At 43.6% G+C, this 19,211-nt stretch carries 18 protein-coding genes; 9 read left to right on the forward strand and 9 right to left on the reverse strand.

The genetic code is table 11. The features are described 5' to 3' along the window. Positions 1-6 precede the first annotated feature (6 nt). From NO992_RS01895 to NO992_RS01915, 5 genes are all read right to left on the reverse strand, one after another. Entirely contained in the window at positions 7-699 is a 693-nt protein-coding gene (locus NO992_RS01895; RefSeq protein WP_232288067.1) for a class I SAM-dependent methyltransferase, read from the reverse strand. Further along, the gene (locus tag NO992_RS01900) at positions 677-1,666 is read right to left on the reverse strand and encodes a GDP-mannose 4,6-dehydratase (RefSeq protein WP_010369193.1); all 990 of its coding nucleotides are present in this window, start codon (positions 1,664-1,666) and stop codon (positions 677-679) included. The genes NO992_RS01895 and NO992_RS01900 overlap by 23 nt, the downstream gene beginning before the upstream one ends. Continuing rightward, positions 1,659-2,270 (reverse strand): SIS domain-containing protein, encoded by a 612-nt coding sequence (locus NO992_RS01905; protein ID WP_010369191.1) that lies wholly within the window; start codon positions 2,268-2,270, stop codon positions 1,659-1,661. Before NO992_RS01905 ends, NO992_RS01900 begins: the two co-directional genes overlap by 8 nt. Then, positions 2,267-3,214: an NAD(P)-dependent oxidoreductase gene (locus tag NO992_RS01910; RefSeq protein WP_010369189.1), complete on the reverse strand. Its 948-nt coding sequence runs from the start codon at positions 3,212-3,214 to the stop codon at positions 2,267-2,269. The genes NO992_RS01905 and NO992_RS01910 overlap by 4 nt, the downstream gene beginning before the upstream one ends. 94 nt (positions 3,215-3,308) lie before the next feature. After that, the gene (locus NO992_RS01915; RefSeq protein WP_371374091.1) at positions 3,309-4,013 is read right to left on the reverse strand and encodes a cytidylyltransferase domain-containing protein; all 705 of its coding nucleotides are present in this window, start codon (positions 4,011-4,013) and stop codon (positions 3,309-3,311) included. 282 nt (positions 4,014-4,295) lie between these two features. On the opposite strand from NO992_RS01915, the gene NO992_RS01920 reads away from it, so the two are divergent. From NO992_RS01920 to NO992_RS01940, 5 genes are all read left to right on the forward strand, one after another. After that, the gene (locus NO992_RS01920) at positions 4,296-5,393 is read left to right on the forward strand and encodes an FkbM family methyltransferase (RefSeq protein WP_371373936.1); all 1,098 of its coding nucleotides are present in this window, start codon (positions 4,296-4,298) and stop codon (positions 5,391-5,393) included. A gap of 81 nt (positions 5,394-5,474) precedes the next feature. Beyond that, positions 5,475-6,515: a pseudaminic acid synthase gene (pseI, locus tag NO992_RS01925; RefSeq protein WP_371373939.1), complete on the forward strand. Its 1,041-nt coding sequence runs from the start codon at positions 5,475-5,477 to the stop codon at positions 6,513-6,515. Then, complete coding sequence (locus NO992_RS01930) at positions 6,512-6,781, forward strand: hypothetical protein (protein WP_010369181.1); 270 nt, start codon at positions 6,512-6,514, stop codon at positions 6,779-6,781. The genes pseI and NO992_RS01930 overlap by 4 nt, the downstream gene beginning before the upstream one ends. Next, entirely contained in the window at positions 6,762-8,324 is a 1,563-nt protein-coding gene (locus tag NO992_RS01935) for a pseudaminic acid biosynthesis protein PseG (RefSeq protein WP_371373942.1), read from the forward strand. Before NO992_RS01930 ends, NO992_RS01935 begins: the two co-directional genes overlap by 20 nt. Further along, entirely contained in the window at positions 8,321-9,829 is a 1,509-nt protein-coding gene (locus tag NO992_RS01940) for a class I adenylate-forming enzyme family protein (RefSeq protein WP_371373945.1), read from the forward strand. Before NO992_RS01935 ends, NO992_RS01940 begins: the two co-directional genes overlap by 4 nt. Positions 9,830-9,857: 28 nt before the next feature. Here NO992_RS01940 and NO992_RS01945 read toward each other — a convergent pair whose 3' ends face one another. From NO992_RS01945 to pseB, 3 genes are read right to left on the reverse strand one after another with little or no spacing between them, the layout of a single operon-like run. Then, on the reverse strand, positions 9,858-10,991 hold the full coding sequence (locus tag NO992_RS01945; RefSeq protein ID WP_010369176.1) for a Gfo/Idh/MocA family protein: 1,134 nt from the start codon (positions 10,989-10,991) through the stop codon (positions 9,858-9,860). A 10-nt stretch (positions 10,992-11,001) separates the two neighbouring features. Further along, positions 11,002-12,183: a UDP-4-amino-4,6-dideoxy-N-acetyl-beta-L-altrosamine transaminase gene (gene pseC / locus NO992_RS01950; protein ID WP_371373948.1), complete on the reverse strand. Its 1,182-nt coding sequence runs from the start codon at positions 12,181-12,183 to the stop codon at positions 11,002-11,004. Beyond that, on the reverse strand, positions 12,180-13,181 hold the full coding sequence (gene pseB / locus NO992_RS01955) for a UDP-N-acetylglucosamine 4,6-dehydratase (inverting) (protein ID WP_371373951.1): 1,002 nt from the start codon (positions 13,179-13,181) through the stop codon (positions 12,180-12,182). The genes pseC and pseB overlap by 4 nt, the downstream gene beginning before the upstream one ends. A 223-nt stretch (positions 13,182-13,404) precedes the next feature. Here pseB and NO992_RS01960 point away from each other — a divergent pair, with 223 nt between their 5' ends. Together NO992_RS01960 and NO992_RS01965 are read left to right on the forward strand one after the other, a co-directional pair. Further along, the gene (locus tag NO992_RS01960) at positions 13,405-14,190 is read left to right on the forward strand and encodes a flagellin (RefSeq protein WP_371373954.1); all 786 of its coding nucleotides are present in this window, start codon (positions 13,405-13,407) and stop codon (positions 14,188-14,190) included. A gap of 148 nt (positions 14,191-14,338) precedes the next feature. After that, complete coding sequence (locus NO992_RS01965) at positions 14,339-15,778, forward strand: sigma-54 dependent transcriptional regulator (protein ID WP_039492533.1); 1,440 nt, start codon at positions 14,339-14,341, stop codon at positions 15,776-15,778. Positions 15,779-15,845: 67 nt separating this feature from the next. Here NO992_RS01965 and NO992_RS01970 read toward each other — a convergent pair whose 3' ends face one another. Then, entirely contained in the window at positions 15,846-16,445 is a 600-nt protein-coding gene (locus NO992_RS01970; RefSeq protein ID WP_371373957.1) for a DNA-3-methyladenine glycosylase I, read from the reverse strand. 236 nt (positions 16,446-16,681) lie between these two features. Between NO992_RS01970 and NO992_RS01975 the strand changes: the two genes are divergently transcribed. Beyond that, positions 16,682-17,782 (forward strand): PAS domain-containing sensor histidine kinase, encoded by a 1,101-nt coding sequence (locus tag NO992_RS01975; RefSeq protein WP_095728221.1) that lies wholly within the window; start codon positions 16,682-16,684, stop codon positions 17,780-17,782. Further along, complete coding sequence (locus NO992_RS01980) at positions 17,779-19,158, forward strand: sigma-54-dependent transcriptional regulator (protein WP_371373960.1); 1,380 nt, start codon at positions 17,779-17,781, stop codon at positions 19,156-19,158. The genes NO992_RS01975 and NO992_RS01980 overlap by 4 nt, the downstream gene beginning before the upstream one ends. The last annotated feature ends 53 nt before the right edge of the window (positions 19,159-19,211 follow it).

Genomic DNA, 19,211 nt, shown 5'->3' on the forward strand with positions numbered 1-19,211 from the left:
ATACGCCTACGGAATAAACCAATAAAAATCGCCAGTGTAACCGTTATCACGGAAAAACTGTTTCCAGTCATCCACATGCATAATGGTCTTGGCTGTCAGTGCCCACTCCATCATGCGTTCCTTTTCTTCATCGTTACGGTAGGCATCGACGGTAATAAAAGATTTGCCACGACTGACGCGCTCGATTTCACGCAGCGCCATGGCACATTCATTTTCTTCCAGGTTGTGAATGGTGTTGATTGACATCACCACATCAAAGCTGTTGTCTTCATAGGGCAGCGCCTTGGCATTGCCTAAAGTCAGTAGCTCCTTGACTTCTTCTTTGGCATTCTCCAGGGCATATTGAGAAATATCCAGTCCGCGCAATGTCATACCCGGGATCATCTGCTGCAGGTCGTACAGCATAAAGCCTTTTGCACATCCAACATCCAGCAGGCTAGAACTTTCATTAAGGCCGAAGTGTGCCTTCAGGTCTGGTACAACAGGCTGCCAAAAACGCGGAAAGTAACTAAAGCCACCGTAACCATAGGTACGGTCACCATCAAAAAAGTCTTTGCTATATTGTCTGGCAATTTCGCGATCTGCTTCGGTGATCACGTTGGCACGGCCCTTAGTATCGCGCTTAGACTTAGGGTAATTTTTTAATAAATCGATTTCTTGTCCGAACATAGGGAACTCACGCTTTATGAATGTAGTCATGGGGTAATGTACTTAGTTCGCTCTGGTACTGTTTGACCCAGGCAATGGTACGCTCCAGGCCGTTTTCCAGAGAGACTTGATCCTGCCAGTTCAGTTCTGAGCGGACTTTGTTGCTGTCAAGCAGGTAGGCTGCGTCTTTGCCGAGGCGATCCTCGGTGACGGCACAGACCTGTTCAAAAGGCACTTGCAGCATATCGCAGATCAGCTCAACCAAGGCGCGAATGGTGATCATGCGTTCGGTTGAGATATGATACGTCTCACCCAATGTGCCTTGTGTGCCAATCTTCAGTGTCGCGTCTGACACGTCATCGATATGGATAAACGAGCGGGTGGAATGACCACCGCCATGCAGAGGTAATACCTTACCGAGCAGCGCAAACAAAATGGTTCTGGGGATGATGCGATAGAGCTGCTGACCTTCACCATACACATTCGCTGCGCGGGTAAATAACACTGGGAATTTGTAGACATCAAAAAAGGTATGCAAGCTCATGTCTGCCGCAGCACGCGATACCGCATAAGGGGTGCTGGGCTGGTAGTTATTATGCTCTTTCACCAGACCTTCGCAGCTGCCGTACACTTCTGGTGTAGAGATATGTACGTATTTGTCCAGGTGATCCAGGTCTTTTAACTGATTGTGCAGTTTGATGGTTGACACCGCATTGGTCATAAACCAGTGTTCCGGATATTGCCAGCTTTGTCCCACCATGCTCTGCGCCGCAAAGTTATAAACAGTACTGACCTTATGGCGTTTGATCAGGGCCATAATATCGTCCAGCTGGTGGTTGAGGTCGAACTGATGAAAATCAGGCTGGTTAGTCTGCCATTTGTAGGGCAACAGAGCGGTGTGAGGTTCTGCTGAGCGACTGACTGCCAACACTGAATGTTCTTGTTTTAGTAAATGGGCGCAAAAAGAAGCGCCCGAAAAGGAGTTACTACCGAGTACAAGGATTGGCGCATTAGCCATGATTGAGCTCCTGATAAAGGGCTTTCATTAGAATGTGTCCGATCACCACCTGGGTATCTTCAGAGATCTGCATATCCTGAATCGCAAAGTGAAATGCCTGGTTGAGCAATGGCTTGGCTTTGCCGCCATCAAATCCAAGAATTCCGACAGTGTGCATCCCCAAAGCCTGGGCTTGCTCAATGGCACGGATGATGTTGCCTGAATTGCCACTGCCAGACAGAACCAGCAACACATCCTGCGCGGATGCTTTCACTTTTAGCTGGTGAGCAAAAATGTTGTCGTAGCCGATGTCATTGCCAAGACAGGTCAACACTGAACTGTTTGCTGCCAGTGCTTCCACTTTCAGGGCATCGCCCTGAGGGTGAACACCAAATGTAAAGTCGTTTGCAAGGTGGATGGCATTGGCGGCCGAGCCACCGTTGCCACACAAATACAAGGTACCGCCGTTGGCTTTCATATCCAGCAAAGTGCTGACCAGCTGTTTGACTGCATTACCGTCAAGATTGCTTAATACTTTGTGCAATGTCTCAACGTAGCTTTCAGTTAACGACACGATGGGGTCAATTGATGGTAACGGAGTGATGATACTTTGTTGCTTAGTCATAATACTTCTCGCTGCATCCACTTAAGGTTATAGAAGCGATCTTCATTTTTTAACTGGCCTCTGCGATAGGCGTCAATCAGTTCTTCAATCGCAGTGGCGACATTTTTAGTGGGCTTAAATCCAGTCGCCAACAATTTATCCGAGTTGATGCGGTAACACCTTGGATCGTTCGATGGCGTCACTTCAACGTCGCAATCGATCCGAGCCTTTACCATATTGGCGATGTCCATAATGGAGATGTTTTCAAATCCTGCATTGAACACACCACTGGTTTTTTCGGGATGTTCCAACATATAAATATACAGGTCAGTAATATCATCGATATGGATATTTGGCCGCACCTGTGCGCCACCAAAGACCGTAATCTTGCCATTCTCTAGTGCTTGCATCGTCAACATGTTGACAGATACGTCCAGGCGTTGGCGAGGAGATAAACCACAAACGGTGGCGGGTCGGACAATTTGAACGGTCATGTCATCTGCGTAGCTAAGTAGTACTCTTTCAGCGACCATTTTTGTCTTGTTATACTCGGAAATGGGCTCCAACGTTAAGTCTTCAGTAACCTGATCTTCGTCTTTTACACCGTAAACACTGCCTGACGAGGCATATATAAATTGCTTGATACCAGCACGTTTCGCTTTGTCAGCCAGCTGCATTGTGGCGAGCGCACTGACCTCCCAAGTTAACTTAGGGTTTAAATCTCCACAAGGATCGTTAGCAATAGAAGCTAAGTGAATGATGCTGTCAACAGTTGAGAGGTCTATATTTTCAGTTTGTCTAACATCGCTTTTAATTACGGTGAGATTCTCATGTGAAGTCAAGAAATTCCCAAACCATTGGGTGTCCAGCGCGATAACTCGATATCCTTTAGCCAGCAACTTAGGAACAAGCACCGTTCCTTTATAGCCGGTAGCACCAGTAACTAATACGGTTTTTTTATTCATTTTTCTCTCTTTTTGAATACGTTAATCACCAGGCATGATCTTGCTGAAGCAAAAATTGCGCCTAAATATTCATGCACAATTGACTTATTCTGTGCTAGACAGTTTTCTGTTCAACATGCTTGTTTATATCGGCTAGGTGGGGGTGATTCTTTAATGTTTCCAATAATTCGCTGTAACTAAAGTTAAGGTTGTTGTTAAATTGCAGGTAAATTGCTTGAATAGCGGTGTAGTCATCTGGTTCATCCAGTGTCAGGCGATAGTGGCTATTATCTTCTCCAGCGCTGATAGTGTGGCTATTGATGGTGTTGAATTTAGGCATACCTAAGGTGACGTGTTCTTTGTCTGGTGCACTATGTGCAAGTTCATGCGTGCGAGCCAGTAGACGAAAGGCAAATACACAGGTATCTAAACCTCGGGGAAAGCCACTATGTGGTCCTAAGCTGACCATATCCACGTTATGGTTTTGATAATAATCAATAGCTAAGCGTACCAACGTAGAGTCTATAAGGGGGCAGTCACTGGTCAGGCGAACAATTGCTGTATTGTCTTGAGCACCATAATGACGAGCGGCTAGGTAATAGCGGCTTAATACGTTTTCTGTGCTTCCGCGAAAATACTTTATATTTAAGCGTCTACAAAGGTCTACTATGGGTTGTTCAGTACCATCATCGGTGGTTGCAATAACTACATTATTAACCAAATCCCCAAGTCTATCTAACATCACTTGTAGTACAGAGCTATTGCATAACGGCAACATAACTTTGCCCGGTAATCGGCTCGATGTCATTCGGGCCTGAATTATTATTTGTAAGTCCTTCAAGGCAAACCTATTTATTGGAGATAGTTGTCAATTAGATGATATACAGAGGTTTCATGCAAGTAAAGTTGAAATGGTTTAAAGGGGATAGTGGTACCTTCTTTGAGCGAGAATGTTCTGAAAATAAACGATTTTCTACTGTTTATTTATAGTTTTTTTGGAGAAGCTTGTAGTAAGTTAATGTTTTGCTTAGAGTGGCCGATTAAAAGTAAGTATTGAATTATTCCCCCAAAAGAATCCTCTAGCAGACAATAGGGAGCTGCAGTGAACATACAAGATAGTCAATTCTATATTTATGGTGCAAGTCATTATGGCCAAGCATTAGCTGCGCACTTGTTGGAGAAGGGTCTCAAGCCTCGCGCAATTTTAGATAAATCGCCAAAATTTAATGATTACATGGGAATTCCTTGTCATGCTTTTCCCAACGATAAGCTTGATAAATGTTTTCCCGTTATTATTTCTATACTTGGTTACGCTGGAGTAGAAAAAAGTTTACTTGAATCTGGGTTTGATCAAATTGTTTCGACTCTAGATTCGTTCGACTTGTTTCCGGCAGCACTAAAGCGCCTGAACAAGTGTGGTGTACTCTGGATGCAGCCTTCTAGCGATTTGGTTGATGAAAGTAAATGTGCAAAAGTGCTGTCTTTGCTATCCGATCAACAATCTCGAGATACTTATAACTTACTTGTTAACTACCGTGTTAATCCGCGCCGCGATAACTACCCATTACCCGAACAATATGAAATGTACTTCCCAGATGACATTCCTAAATTGTACAAATACGAGAAGATGCGAGTTTTAGATATCGGTGCATATGATGGGGATACTTTGGCTGGCTTTTTTCAGCGTTACGCCCAAACTATCGATCATTATGCTGCTGTCGAAGTAAGTACAAAGAACATCAAGTTGCTAGAAGCGCGTTTGAAAGTCATGGGAGATGCTACTGAATATGTTAGTATTTATCGCAAAGCTGTAGGGCTTCCAGAAAATAAAAAACTCTTAGTGAAAGAGAACTTATCAGCAACTTATGTGAGTGTTATTGAAGAAGGTGAAGTTGCAAACGTGTCAGAAGACTGTTTGGTTGAGAGTATCAACTTAAGTGAATTAACGGCAATGACTCAATGTAATGTGATAAAAATGGATATTGAGGGAGCCGATTATGATGCTCTTGTTCAATGCAGAGATTATATAGCGGAGTGTACACCGACACTTGCTTTATCTCTCTACCACAGGCCAGAGGACTTATGGGAAATCCCGTTATTAATCGAATCTTTTGCAGCCAATAGGTATCATTATTACGTTCGCCAAGAAGGGCATTGGTTACTAGAAACTCAGTTTTATGCCGTGCCAAAAGATAAATGATACCCCTATTTTGCTCTTGGCGAAAGATTAACTCTTTAACAGTATTGAAGAACATAGATAAAAATTGAATTTAGGAACACAATGACATTTCAATCCAGTTTTAAAATCGATGGTAGGGTGATAGGACACGATCACCCTTGTTATGTTATTGCTGAAATGTCGGCAAACCATGGGCAGTGCTTAATCAAAGCGAAAGAATTAGTGCATGCGGCATATGAATCCGGCGCTGATGCAATTAAATTGCAAACCTATACAGCAGACACCTTAACAATGGACTGCAAACTGCCGCATTTTGAAGCCACGGGACCTTGGAAAGGTCAGTATCTTCACGATTTATACAAAACAGCTTACATGCCATGGGATTTTCATGCTGAGCTTTTCGAACTAGCCGCTAAACTTGGCTTGACATGTTTCTCATCGCCATTCGATAAAACCGCAGTAGATTTATTGAGCCAGCTGGATGCACCAGCATATAAAATTGCTTCACCAGAATTGATCGATCATCAGCTGATCCGAGATGTCGCCGCGACAGGTAAGCCTGTAATAATGTCTACCGGGGGCGCGACGCTACCAGAAATAGCTGAAGCAGTAAAAGTAGCTGAAGAGGCGGGTGTAACTGAGCTTGGGCTAATGAAATGTACGAGTACCTATCCAGCCCCTGCTGAGACGATCAATTTACGCACAATTCCACATATGAGAGAAGCGTTTAAGTGCCCTGTGGGGTTATCCGATCATACGCTTGGCAATGATGTACCTCTGGCATCAGTTGCGGTAGGGGCATGCATGATAGAAAAGCACTTTGTGCTCGATAAAAGTGACAACACCGCGGATAGCTTTTTTTCAATGACGCCAGATGAATTAAAGGCGCTAGTCCATGGCGTTAGACAGATTGAAAAAGCGATGGGTGAGGTTAATTATCCTACTGAAGCGTCAAAAGCTCGTCGCTGTGTCTACATTATAAAAGATATTAAATCAGGTGAACGTCTGACTACTGAACATCTAAGGCAGATGCGACCCGGCGGCGGTGAAATTATGCCAAAAGAGCTGCCGAGCTTAATAGGCCGGTCAGTGAATAGAGATCTGCGCTGTGGTGAGCAACTAGCATGGAGTGATTTATCGTGAATTTGAACAAAGAAATGCTGACCCAAACTATTCAACAGTTTTTGCTAGAAAGAGGTGTAATGGTCGCCGACAATGACATAGATTGTTATAACTTTGTAGCAGAAGGGACACTGGATTCGTTTGAAATATTAACGCTAATCATGCAGTTAGAAAGTGACTACCGTATTGCGGTGCCGCCCGAATTATTAATGGACACGGAAAATGCAAATGTAGGCACTTTGGTAAATTCACTGGTTAAGCTTGTCAATGATCGCGATAAGAGTTGATACCTTATGTGGCCTTGGCCACTTTATGCGTTGTAAGTGGTTAGCGTTAGCGCTTCAAGCTTGTGGCAAAGAGGTGATAGTTTTTGTCGATAAACCCGTTCTCGAGCAATTATCACTTGAGCTGAAGAGCAACATAAAAACTTTACCTTTTGCACAAACGCAAAAAGAAGATGCTCACAATACTTTGAAGGTACTTTCTGAGATACAAGAGCCGGTTGAAAGCATTATCGTGGACAGCTACCGTTTTGACTCAGAGTGGGAACTTGAAGTTGCGAAACAGATTCCCTCAATTGTCGCAGTGGACGATTTAGAAAGAGCGCATAGTGCTAAGCTACTTATTGATAGCAAGTGGTGTGGTGATAAGACTGGTGAGCGCTACGCAAGCTCGCAGTATAAGCTACTAGGCCCTGATTTTGCTATGCTGTCACCGGCATATCAACACTGCACACATCAAGAGCGTAAGCTAAATCGTGTGATGTTTTCTCTTGGCGGTGGAGGGGATTGGCATAGTGTTTCTGACTGGATAGCCTTGTTGCTAAATATGGCACCAGAAATTGAAATTGACGTTATCTTAGGGCCAATGGCTGAGAGAGTAGAGGCGTTAACTCTGCTTGCGAATACAACTTCTAGATTGCAGCTAATTCGGCAACCGACTTCCCTTGTGCCTTATTATCAAAGTTGTAGCCTATTTGTGGGGGCACTTGGTACTTCGCTTTATGAGCTGGCCGCAACCAACACGCCAGCATTGACGTTTTCGATTGCACCAAATCAAGACAATCAACAAAGCGCGCTTGATGATTTAGGTCATTATTTTCATGTACCAGAGCTATTAACGCGAGAGGCTAGTGAGGTTGTCGCGTTAATTTTGACGTTAGTGAAGCAGTCTACGCGAATAATTAAAGCGCGAGAAATTGCGCCGATTAAGGTAGATGGCCGAGGGGCAATTCGAGTTGCAGAGTTGGTTTTAGCGAATGACATAAGATCTTCTGTGACACAAAGGACTCTACATAGCCCAGAGGAAAATGTATGCCAGCTAACCGCACAGGTGAAGATCCGTCAAGTCAACGACTCAGACGTAAATAGATACCTTGCAGCGAGAAATTTACCAGATAACACTTGGCGTATGACAATTACTTCTGGTATTGACGTGCTGGGGCATTATCAGTGGTGGTTTGCTAACAGTAGAGAGTCATTTGTGATGGAGTCTAACGGCAAACCGTTACTATACGTTTGGCATCAAATGCATAGTATTGAAGCGCAAGAATATCTGGTTGGTGGGTGGTTTGCAGCCTCTGATGAGGTGAACTTTGCCCACGCACAAATGGTTTTGGAGTGGCAACTCCGTGAAACCGCAGCTAAATATCCTAAAGCCATTTGGCTTGCGGTAATAAACAAAGAAAATAAGTTTGTGAATCTGCTCAACCAGCGTGCGGGCTTCGTGTCTATCGAACATGATGAAAAGAAAATGCGCGCAACGCAACAGTTGTTTCCAAATGCATCGCTCTGCGAGTTTAATTATGTTGGTAAAGAGGTAAATACATGACAAAGAGTATTTACGAGTTATTCGAAGAAAATGTTAAACAGACTCCCAAGAAAGCGGCGGTTGTCTATCTAGATCAGCAAGTGAGCTATGAGGAGCTGAATCGACAGGTATTGAAGTTAAGTGCACACTTTGTACGGTCGGGTCTTACCCCCGGTCAACGAGTGGGTGTATTTGCGCCTAATGGCATCGAATTTGTCGTAACACTACTCGCTATTGCTAAGCTGGGAATCGCAGCTGTACCATTACCAATTAGCCTCAAAGGTAATGCATTAATAACAGCGCTGAAGAAAACGCCGGTTGCCATGGTTGTGGCATGGCCGACGATAAGTAAAATATTACTCGATGCCAATTTGATAGAGCCTAGTAACTTGGTAACTCTTGGTAAAGCCGTGAGTGAAGAGCTAAGTTGGGAAGCGGTTCAATCTTGTGAAAAATTAGATGACTTGCAACATGGTGTTGATCTTGATGCGCCGTTTATTTTGACGATGACCTCAGGCTCCACTGGGCAGCCGAAACCAATTGTGTTAAGCCAAGCATGTAAAATAAACCGCGCTATGGATGCAACTATCCAATATTACGGTTTGACCAAACAAGATGTGATCCTAGTAGCAACGCCAATGTATCACTCTTTAGCACAAAGAGGGGTGCTAATGCCGTTAATGCTTGGCGCTACAACCGTTGTTATGCCCAAGTTTAATCTTTCACAATGGCTAAGTGCGATTGAGCAGTATAAGGTCAGTTTTTTGTTTGCCGTAGCTGCTCAACTAGAAAGTTTGATTGCAAAAGGTACATCTGGTGCAGATTTAAGTTCTTTGAAATGTATCGTTTCATCATCTGCTGTGCTTGAGGATACGACCAAAAAGCGTTTATTAGGTATGCTAAGCTGTCGCTTTCATGAGTGCTACGGCGCTTCAGAAGTGGGTGTGGTCACTGATTTTGCGGTTTCAGAAAATCCTAATCAAAGCGGTAGTGTTGGCAAAGCACTGCCATTTGTCTCATTGAAAATTACGGATGATCAAGGGTGTGAAGTCGCAGCTGGTCAAGTCGGAGAGATATGTTGTAACACTTCTACCATTTTTGGTGGCTACCTAAAAATGCCAGATCAAACTCGGGCGGCTTTTTATGTGGGAGATTTCTTTAAAACCGGAGACTTAGGTTATGTGGATGAGCACGGATATCTCTACTACGTTGGCCGTAAAAAAGAGGTGATTTCTAGCGGCGGGATCAATGTATTCCCTCAAGATATAGAGACAGTTGTCAAATCAGTCGAAGGCGTAGAAGATTGCGTTGCATTTGGGATAAAAGACGCGCAATTGGGCGAAATTGTAAAAGTGGTCATAGAGCAAAGCCAAGACACCGACTTAATTCCTGTAATTAGAAAAGCGTGCTTGCAAGAGCTAACTGACTATCAACAGCCTAGATTTATAGAAAGAGTGGAAGCTTTACCGAGAAACCAGATGGGAAAAGTGCTTCGCAACGACGTTAAGACACAATTTAGTCAATAGAGTGAATAACCTAAGCAGGCGAAGTAAACTACTTCACCTGCTGCCATGTACCACTTTCAGCAGAGCGCTTTGCGGCTTCAAATAAAGCCAAACCTTGCTTGGCTTGCTCAAATCCAAAAACGTACTCTGAACGACTGGGTTGGTTGCTTAAGTGTAATTGGAGTGCTCCCGCAATATCGCTATATAAATTGGCAAAGGCCTCGACAAAACCGGTGGGGTGGCCAGGTTTCATCCGATTATATCGAAATTGATTCGCATACTGGCATTGGCCTGCTCTATCTAACACTTCCCGACGCCCATCATTATAGTTGAGTTCTAATTCATCAGGATTTAACTGAAACCAGCGAGCACTTCCTTTTGTGCCATACACGCGTACGGACAGACCATTTCTATGACCAATTGCTGTTTTAGACATCCACATTGAGCCAACGATACCATTTGGGTATTTCAAGAGCATATTAACGTCATCAACTAATCCTTTGAACTCTGAGTGATTAGCAAATTGCGCGCAGGTGGCTTCAGGCTCGACTTCTAATAGATAGCTAGATAAATGGTGAAGGTGCACACCTAAATCGAGACAGATAGTGGGGACGTCGTAATCTTTTAAACGCCATGATTGAGGTTGGCTAGGCTTACCTGCGATATCTGGTGGGCGTTTAAAGCCTTCTTGGGGCATTTCAAGATGAATTTTTTGTATTTCTCCAAGCGCACCATTAGAAATGATATGCTTGAGCTCCCTCACCATAGCATAACCACTGTAGTTGAAAGTTACTGCAAGAAAGTGTTTTTTGGGATCGTAACAAGCTTCAATTTCCTTCGCCTCAGCCAATCCACAAGTCAATGACTTTTCACTAATCACGGCTAAGTCTCTTGCCAATAAGGCCTTTAACACCTCAGTGTGATGAGGGGTTGGTGTTAAAATAACAAAAGCGTCTACCGCGTTTTGCTCTGCTAAAATTAACTCCTTCCAGCAGTTATAGGTACGCTCTGTACTTATATTCCATTGCTCAGCCGTGTGCTGATTGACCTTAGCGTCTCGACTAAATGCACCCGCGACGACCTGAAACTTATTATCTAAATGTGCTGCTGAAAAGTGTACATAGCCGACTGCAGAGTTATTACCTCCGCCAATAAAAGCCAGTTGCAATGGTCTATTATTCATAATCTTTCCTTTAGCTTTCATCACTGCTGGTACACTCAAGATAAAGCGCTTCAGTCGTGCTAACGATGTACTCTTGTTGGGTTAAAGTGAGGGTTGGATACAAAGGTAAAGTGATTGCACTGTAGTAGTAGGATTCAGCTTCAGCGCAATAGCCAGCCTTAAAGCCTAAATTCTGATAATAGGGCTGCAGGTATATTGGAATATAATGAACATGCGCAAAAACGCCTTTATTCCGAAGCGCGCTGACCATAAAGTTATGCTGATCAGGCGTACAACTTTCGAGTCGAATAACATATAAGTGATAGGCAGAAATTGAGCTTTCAGAGCGCGCGAGAGGTGTGATCCCAATACTATCTGCAAATAGCGTATCATACGTGTTAGCAAGATTATTTCGCTGCTTAACAAATGTATCGACCTTAGTAAGCTGTGCTACCCCTAAACTCGCGTGTAAATCCGTCATACGGTAGTTAAAGCCTAAATCTTGCTGTTGGTAGTACCAGACCCCATGGCTGGGTTCATTAAACTCGTCTGGATTTCCAGTAATACCATGACTGCGAAGCCTCGCCATCGTATTTGCCAGCGTTGAGTCATTTGTCAGCGCAGCACCACCCTCAGCCGAGGTAATTATTTTTACCGGATGAAAGCTAAAAACGCAGATATCAGAGTACTCACAACAACCCACCTTTTTATCATGATAGGAACCACCAATAGCATGTGACGCGTCTTCAATTATTTTAAAACCATACTGCACGGCTAATTGATGGATGGCCTTCATATCGCATGATTGCCCTGCAAAATGCACCGGTATAACTACTTTGGGGAGTTGGTTTTGTTGCTTTGCTAGTGCTAGCTTGTTACTGAGCGCTTGAATGCTCATATTACCGGTACTGATTTCAATATCGACAAAATCGACGCTCGCACCGCAATAAAGCGCACAATTAGATGAAGCAACAAATGAGTTTGGTGAGGTCCAGACAATATCACCTTTACCAACTTCAAGGGCGAGGCAGGCAATATGTAGTGCAGATGTTGCACTGTTTACCGCAACGGCACGATCTGCGCCAGTATACTGACAAAGTTTTTGCTCAAACTCTGGGACTTTGGGGCCTTGTGTCAACCAGTCCGATTGCAGTACTTCGATAACGGCGTCAATATCCGCTTGGTCTATTGATTGCTTTCCGTATGGGATCATAATAGTGCTTGTAGGTTAAACGCTTTTATCTCTTCCACGCTCATATAAACTGGGTTAGTCAAAGAGTTGTATTCAAATCCAGGTTGCACCGCTTTTCCTTGCTCACCAAACGCATTAAGGTCAAAAGAATTACTTCTGCTACTAAACTTGATCCCCGGAGCAATAACAAAATGATCAGAAAATTCAAAGGTGTCAAAACTTAAATCCTGAGGACACATTACTTCGTGAAGCTTTTCGCCAGGGCGTATCCCGATAATTTTTTGCGGTACATTGGGCGCCATTGCGGTTGCAAGATCTACGATTCGAATCGATGGAATTTTTGGCACAAAGATTTCGCCGCCAAGCATACGCTCAAAATTCTTAAGTACGAAGTCAACGCCTTGCTGAAGACTAATCCAAAAGCGAGTCATATCTGCATGAGTAATAGGAATATGACCTTTCCCTTCATCAATAAACTTTTGGAATACCGGGACCACTGAACCTCTTGAGCAAACCACATTGCCATACCTAACAACAGAGAATCGAGTTTTATGTCCGCCAGCCATATTATTTGCGGCGACAAAAAGCTTATCCGACGCTAATTTTGTAGCGCCGTATAAGTTGATTGGATTAGCTGCTTTATCGGTAGAAAGTGCGATTACCTTTTCGACGTCATTATCTAAAGCGGCTTCAATCACATTTTCAGCCCCATTAATATTGGTTTTAATACACTCCATTGGGTTGTATTCGGCAGCAGGCACCTGTTTTAACGCCGCTGCATGAATCACATAATCAACCCCTTGCATTGCTCGGCGCAGCCTGTCTTTGTCTCGTACATCGCCGATGAAGTAGCGCATACAACGTTGATTAAACTCTTGTTGCATTTCAAACTGTTTTAGCTCGTCGCGCGAAAATATGATGATCTTCTTTGGCTTATAACGATCTAACAATGTTTTGACATATTTTTTGCCAAAAGAGCCAGTGCCGCCGGTTATTAAAATGGTTTTATTATCAAACATAGGGTGTCCACCTACAGGTGCAATCAAAACTTTACAGTATCGAGTATCGAAACTGCTCTAGATATCTCACCGATACAATAAATTAGCTACTACTCAATACTTTATATCACTTCTATGTGTTTTGCAGTATTTATGCCAGTCATTGCAGGAAATTTAACGGCTATGGTGACTTTTTGCTCACAATAGCGTAGATTTAACCTAATGATAGTGAATGGGGGTATATATGAAAATCCAATCACAAAGTACTGCTTTTTTTAATCGTACGGAGCAGACTGCTAATAAACTCAATCAACAGCTGGCTTCTGGTAAGAAGGTTAATTCTGCTGCAGACGACGCTGCGGCTCTGCAGATCATCAATCGTTTGACGTCTCAGCAGGACGGCTACAGTCAATCCATTCGTAACGCATATGATGGTATCTCGTATTCGCAAACCGCTGATTCGGCATTATCTGGTGTGAATGATGCGGTTTCCCGAATTAGAGAATTATCGATTCAAGCCGGTAATGGGGCGCTGACAGATAGTGACCGTCAAGCATTGCAAGAGGAAGTGTCGCAGCTGCAAACGCAAATCAGTGAAACGTTTGAAAATACTACATTTGGCGGCGCACAAATTTTTGACGGTGAGCCTCGTAGTTTTCAGGTAGGTCCCGACGCTAATACGACTCAGTCGCTACAGCAGACTGATGGTGGTTTTGCCAATGCAATATTGAGTGTAGACATTTCGACGCAGGCGGGCGCACAAGCTGCCATTGATGCGGCAGATACAGTCTCTGAGGATTTAAACAGCCAACGCGCGGAGCTTGGCGCATTTGAAAATGCGGTATCTAGTACAATTCGCTCTGCAAGTAACCAACGTGAGAACATTGCGGCTAGCCAAAGTCGAATTCAAGACACCGATTACGCGCAAGCGGTGAGCGATCAAGTTGCCAACGATATTTTATCGCAAGCTTCTATTGCTTTGCGTGGTCAAGCTAATCAGTCTGCATCATCGGTACTAGGTTTATTATAAATTAATACCAAAGTATTGATATAGAACAGCTCTAGTGGCGATTTTTTGGCGTTAATGTCAAAAAGTTGCCACTTAGGTATTGCATCCCCCTTAATCTCTCTTACAATCTAACTATTGAAAAAATTTTAAGTAGATTGGTTCTCAAGCAATGGTCTTGATCTTAGATAACAACAACAAAAGAGCGATCGGATTAGGTGCGGCACTTAGTTTTGTCGGTCAAGCAAATGAAGTGCTGGCCGAAGAGCGTTATGAGCCCAAGATCCTTGATAACAACCAAGAACCAATTTTTGTGCTAGGCGCTTTGCAAAGCTTAACACACGAAGCACTAATAAAATCTCATCCAGCCGTCCCATTTTTATTAATAGGTGAAACGCTCAGACCACTACTTGCGTTGCCGAATGTGATAGGGCTCATCACCGAACCCTTTGGGCAAGAAGTCACGATGCAATTGCTACATGACTGTCAGCAATATTTACGTATGCTTCCAAACAAAGAGAACAAGCTACTAAATAAGAGCTTTGATGGTTTAGTTGGGGAAACCGAAGCGGTTAAAAACGTTCGTTTCTTGATTTCTCAAGTGGCTAAAACCGACGCCAATGTCCTTATTTTGGGGGAATCGGGAACCGGTAAGGAAGTGGTTGCACGTAACGTACACTTATTGTCTAAACGTGCGCAGGGACCATTTGTGCCAGTTAACTGTGGTGCTATCCCTGGGGAGTTGTTAGAAAGCGAGCTTTTTGGTCATGAAAAAGGCGCGTTTACTGGCGCGATTTCAGCCAGAAAAGGGCGCTTTGAACTTGCGCAAGGCGGTACGCTTTTTCTCGATGAAATCGGTGATATGCCACTGCAAATGCAGGTGAAGTTGTTACGAGTTTTGCAAGAACGCACCTATGAACGAGTAGGGGGCACAAAGCCTATTCAGGCCGATGTTCGTGTGATTGCCGCAACGCACCGTAATCTTGAAACCATGATTGAAGACGGCAAGTTTCGCGAAGACTTATTTTATAGACTCAATGTATTCCCCATTGAAAACCCCTCTTTAAACGAGCGTGCGGAAGATATTGCGCTACTGCTAAAAGAACTAACACGTAGAGTAAATGAACAAACGGGTAATTCGGTTAAGTTTACGGATAGAGCCGTAGACAGCTTAAAGTCGCACGCTTGGCCTGGGAATATTCGAGAGCTTGCAAACCTTGTGGAACGAATGGTGATTATGTTCCCAGACAAGGTTGTCGATGTGACGGATTTACCACAAAAATACCGCTATATAGAAGTTGAAGCGTTTGAGCCTGAATATCCAGAGGAACTATTAGAAAAAGATGCGTTCAATGAACTATTTAGCGATGGTTTTAGTGACGACGAAGAGGACATGGTCGCGGAAGATTTTGCGCCGCAAGCATCGAATGTTGGCTTACTGCCGGACGAGGGGATAGAGTTAAAAGAATATTTAGCAGAGCTTGAAATTGATTTGATCACTCAAGCTTTAGAGCGCTACGATTATGTGGTTGCTCGCGCTGCTGAAATTTTGGGCGTTCGCCGTACAACATTAGTTGAGAAGATGAAAAAGTATAATCTCAATCGTGACTGATAGTTCATCAATTACTACCGGATCAACTCAGCAAGGCCGCTTAATACGCGGCCTTGTGTTTTATTGTTTAAAGTCGAGTAAAATCCAAGTCTTGATAACTGGCAATAATGGTTTGTTTGCAAAAACAGTTATCGGCATGGTCGTTAACCATGCCGCAAGCTTGCATATGCGCATACACGGTCGTTGAGCCTAAAAACTTAAACCCACGTTTTTTTAAGTCCTTGGCAAATTTGTCGCTGAGTTCAGTGGTGGCAACGGCATCGTGTTTGTCACGCATGGGGTTGATAACAGGCTTGTAATTAACAAATTGCCACTGGTATTTTGCAAAGCTGCCAAACTCTTGCTGAATTTCAATAAATCGCTTAGCGTTGTTTATCGTGGCTGCGATTTTTGCGCGGTTTCTGATAATTCCGTCAAATGCTAATAGCTGCTCGACATCTTGCTCTGTCATCTGGCTCACTTTGTGTACATCAAAATCGTGGAATGCTTTTCTATAGCCTTCACGTTTTTTCAAAATGGTATACCAGCTTAAGCCAGCTTGTGCAGATTCCAATGTGATAAACTCAAACAAGCTCTGGTCATCCAGTACAGGTCTTCCCCATTCCTTATCATGGTATTCAACATAATCGGGTTTGCTCTCGTCCACCCAGCCGCATCGTATTGTCATTGTTGGCTCTCTTCTATCTAATTGTGAATATGAATAAGCTAAATGATTTACTACGCCAACTACTCATTGCGGCATCACATTTGGCTTTCAAAAACTCTATCATAATGCTGTATATAAAAACAGTGTCAATAAATTGATATTGTTAAACATTGCGTAACTCCATGTTTTAAATGAAATATAAAGTTGGATCGTTTTTTGCTTTTATCCATTGAGTTTATTTTTAAGAGAGCGGAAAAATGGCATTAGCACATGTTATTAATCCACAATTTGTACCAACGACGAATCGCTACAATCCCTGTTTGCTGCAAGAAGCCTACGTCGGTGAATTAAGCGACCTTAGGCAGCAGGCGAGTTGGTTAAGTCATCTCGTTGATACTATGCCTGCAGGTGTTGTGGTACTTGACGGTCAAGGTATGATTGCTAAGGCAAATCAAATCGCGATGGATATGTTGGGTGAACCACTCGAAGGTGAAAAGTGGTTTAGCGTTATTCAGCGTTCATTTCGACCACAGCAGGACGATGGTCATGAAGTCTCTCTTAAAGATGGCAGAAGAATTAAGTTAGATATTACTGCGCTAACACCAGAACCTGGGCAACTCATTTTGATGACAGATCTTACCGAGACGCGCCGGCTTCAAAGCCGTGTTGCGCATATGCAAAGGTTAAGTGCGTTAGGAAAAATGGTTGCTTCATTGGCGCATCAAGTGCGTACGCCGTTATCGGCTGCGATGTTATATGGTGCAAATCTAGGTGCAGCTAACCTTCCTTCGGCTTCTCGAGAAAAGTTTCACGATAAGTTGATGTCTCGGTTAAAAGACTTAGAAAGCCAAGTTAATGACATGCTGCTGTTTGCTAAAAGCGGTGAACAACAAGTGGTTGAGCGAGTGTCAATGCAACAGTTATTGAGTGAAGTCAAAGCGGGTGCTGACGCTATGGTTGAGCTTAACCAAGCAAAGTTGGAAGCATTTTTACCTGAGCCAGATATCGAAATATTAGGTAATCGTACGGCGCTTGCAAGTGCGATCCAAAATCTGATCCACAACAGTATTCAAATAATTGGCAGTGCGGCACACATTGAACTTAATGCAGAGCGCGAGCCGTGTGGCGAGTATGTACGTATCTCAGTTGTTGATAATGGTCCTGGCATTGATGAAACCTTAGTAGACAAGTTGTTTGAACCATTTTTTACCACTAAGTCGCAGGGGACTGGGCTAGGACTTGCTGTGGTTAATTCAGTCGCTAACGCACACAAAGGGTTTGCGCAGGCAGACAATGTTGAAGGTAAGGGCGCGCGTTTTAGCTTGGTACTACCACTAATTGAGGCGGAGGAGCTATGAGTAACAGAGTTTTAGTTGTTGAAGATGATGCTGGTTTAAGAGAAGCACTCATAGATACATTGCAGCTTTCAAATATCGAGTGCGTAGAAGCAAGTTGTGCGGAACAAGCCGTTTTATTGCTAAAGCAGGAAACCTTTTCTTTGGTGGTGAGTGATGTGCAAATGGGTGCCATGAGTGGGCTTGACTTGTTAAAGACCATTAAACTCAACTATCCCGAATTACCGGTATTGATGATGACAGCATACGCGACCATTGATGATGCGGTTGAGGCGATGAGATTGGGTGCTATCGACTATATGGCGAAGCCATTTGCGCCAGAAGTATTGCTTAATATGGTTGGACGTTATTTACCTGAGAAGGAAAAAGAGACAGACGGCCCCATTGTTGCCGATCCAAAGAGTATTAAACTACTTGAACTGGCCGCAAAAGTAGCTAAGTCGGATGCCAGCGTTATGGTACTTGGGCCAAGCGGTTCAGGTAAAGAAGTGTTGGCTCGTTATATTCACGATAAATCTGACAGAGCAGACGAGCCTTTTATCGCAATTAACTGCGCTGCAATCCCGGAAAATATGCTCGAAGCGACCCTATTTGGTTACGAAAAGGGGGCGTTTACAGGTGCCATTCAAGCGTGCCCTGGAAAATTTGAGCAAGCACAAAAGGGAACGATTTTGCTTGATGAGATCACAGAGATGGATTTGGGATTACAAGCAAAATTACTTCGCGTGTTACAAGAGCGCGAGGTTGAGCGTCTAGGCAGCAGAAAAACCATTTCACTGGATGTCAGAGTGTTGGCAACCAGTAACCGCGATTTAAAAGAAGCGGTGGATGATGGGGTATTTAGAGAAGATTTATATTATCGCCTCAATGTTTTCCCGCTAGAGTGGTTGCCATTGAAGGACAGAGCAGGTGATATCGCTGTGTTAGCCGAGCATTTGTTGGTAAGACATACGCAAAAAGCAGGCAAGCCAACACCTATATTAAGCATCGGTGCAAAGCGCAAGCTCAGTTCGCACACTTGGCCTGGAAACGTAAGAGAGCTAGACAACGTTATTCAACGTGCCCTGATTTTGTTCCAAGGTAATGAAATTCAAGAAGATGATATTTTTATCGAAAATTTCTCACCGATGGCTTTGATTGAGTCTGCACCACTTCTAAATCATGAAGCATCAGCTTTAATGGAGCGCTCTCAAGGTGAGGATGAAATCATTAGCTATAAAGATGAGTTACAGGATAAAGAACACCAAATTATTTTAGATACGCTGGCAAAGTTTAATGGTAAACGTAAAGAGGTGGCGGAGGTATTGGGTATGAGTCCTCGCACACTTCGCTATAAGCTGGCAAAAATGCGAGATTTAGGGATTGCGTTACCCGCTTAACCTAAGATACTTAAGCTTAAAAGGAGTGAGTTAGCTCATTGCTTTTCCAAACC

The sequence above is a fragment of the Pseudoalteromonas sp. DY56-GL79 genome, from assembly GCF_041414765.1.
GTDB classification, from domain to species: Bacteria; Pseudomonadota; Gammaproteobacteria; order Enterobacterales; family Alteromonadaceae; genus Pseudoalteromonas; species Pseudoalteromonas piscicida.

Bases quoted from the DNA above. Each gene is read 5' to 3' on its own strand.
- NO992_RS01960 (WP_371373954.1), top strand. From the start codon at position 13,405: ATGAAAATCCAATCACAAAGTACTGCTTTTTTTAATCGTACGGAGCAG.
- NO992_RS01905 (WP_010369191.1), bottom strand. From the start codon at position 2,270: ATGACTAAGCAACAAAGTATCATCACTCCGTTACCATCAATTGACCCC.
- NO992_RS01895 (WP_232288067.1), bottom strand. From the start codon at position 699: ATGACTACATTCATAAAGCGTGAGTTCCCTATGTTCGGACAAGAAATC.
- NO992_RS01900 (WP_010369193.1), bottom strand. From the start codon at position 1,666: ATGGCTAATGCGCCAATCCTTGTACTCGGTAGTAACTCCTTTTCGGGC.
- NO992_RS01980 (WP_371373960.1), top strand. From the start codon at position 17,779: ATGAGTAACAGAGTTTTAGTTGTTGAAGATGATGCTGGTTTAAGAGAA.
- pseB (WP_371373951.1), bottom strand. From the start codon at position 13,181: ATGTTTGATAATAAAACCATTTTAATAACCGGCGGCACTGGCTCTTTT.
- pseC (WP_371373948.1), bottom strand. From the start codon at position 12,183: ATGATCCCATACGGAAAGCAATCAATAGACCAAGCGGATATTGACGCC.
- NO992_RS01970 (WP_371373957.1), bottom strand. From the start codon at position 16,445: ATGACAATACGATGCGGCTGGGTGGACGAGAGCAAACCCGATTATGTT.
- NO992_RS01975 (WP_095728221.1), top strand. From the start codon at position 16,682: ATGGCATTAGCACATGTTATTAATCCACAATTTGTACCAACGACGAAT.
- NO992_RS01945 (WP_010369176.1), bottom strand. From the start codon at position 10,991: ATGAATAATAGACCATTGCAACTGGCTTTTATTGGCGGAGGTAATAAC.
- NO992_RS01965 (WP_039492533.1), top strand. From the start codon at position 14,339: ATGGTCTTGATCTTAGATAACAACAACAAAAGAGCGATCGGATTAGGT.
- NO992_RS01940 (WP_371373945.1), top strand. From the start codon at position 8,321: ATGACAAAGAGTATTTACGAGTTATTCGAAGAAAATGTTAAACAGACT.
- pseI (WP_371373939.1), top strand. From the start codon at position 5,475: ATGACATTTCAATCCAGTTTTAAAATCGATGGTAGGGTGATAGGACAC.
- NO992_RS01910 (WP_010369189.1), bottom strand. From the start codon at position 3,214: ATGAATAAAAAAACCGTATTAGTTACTGGTGCTACCGGCTATAAAGGA.
- NO992_RS01935 (WP_371373942.1), top strand. From the start codon at position 6,762: ATGATCGCGATAAGAGTTGATACCTTATGTGGCCTTGGCCACTTTATG.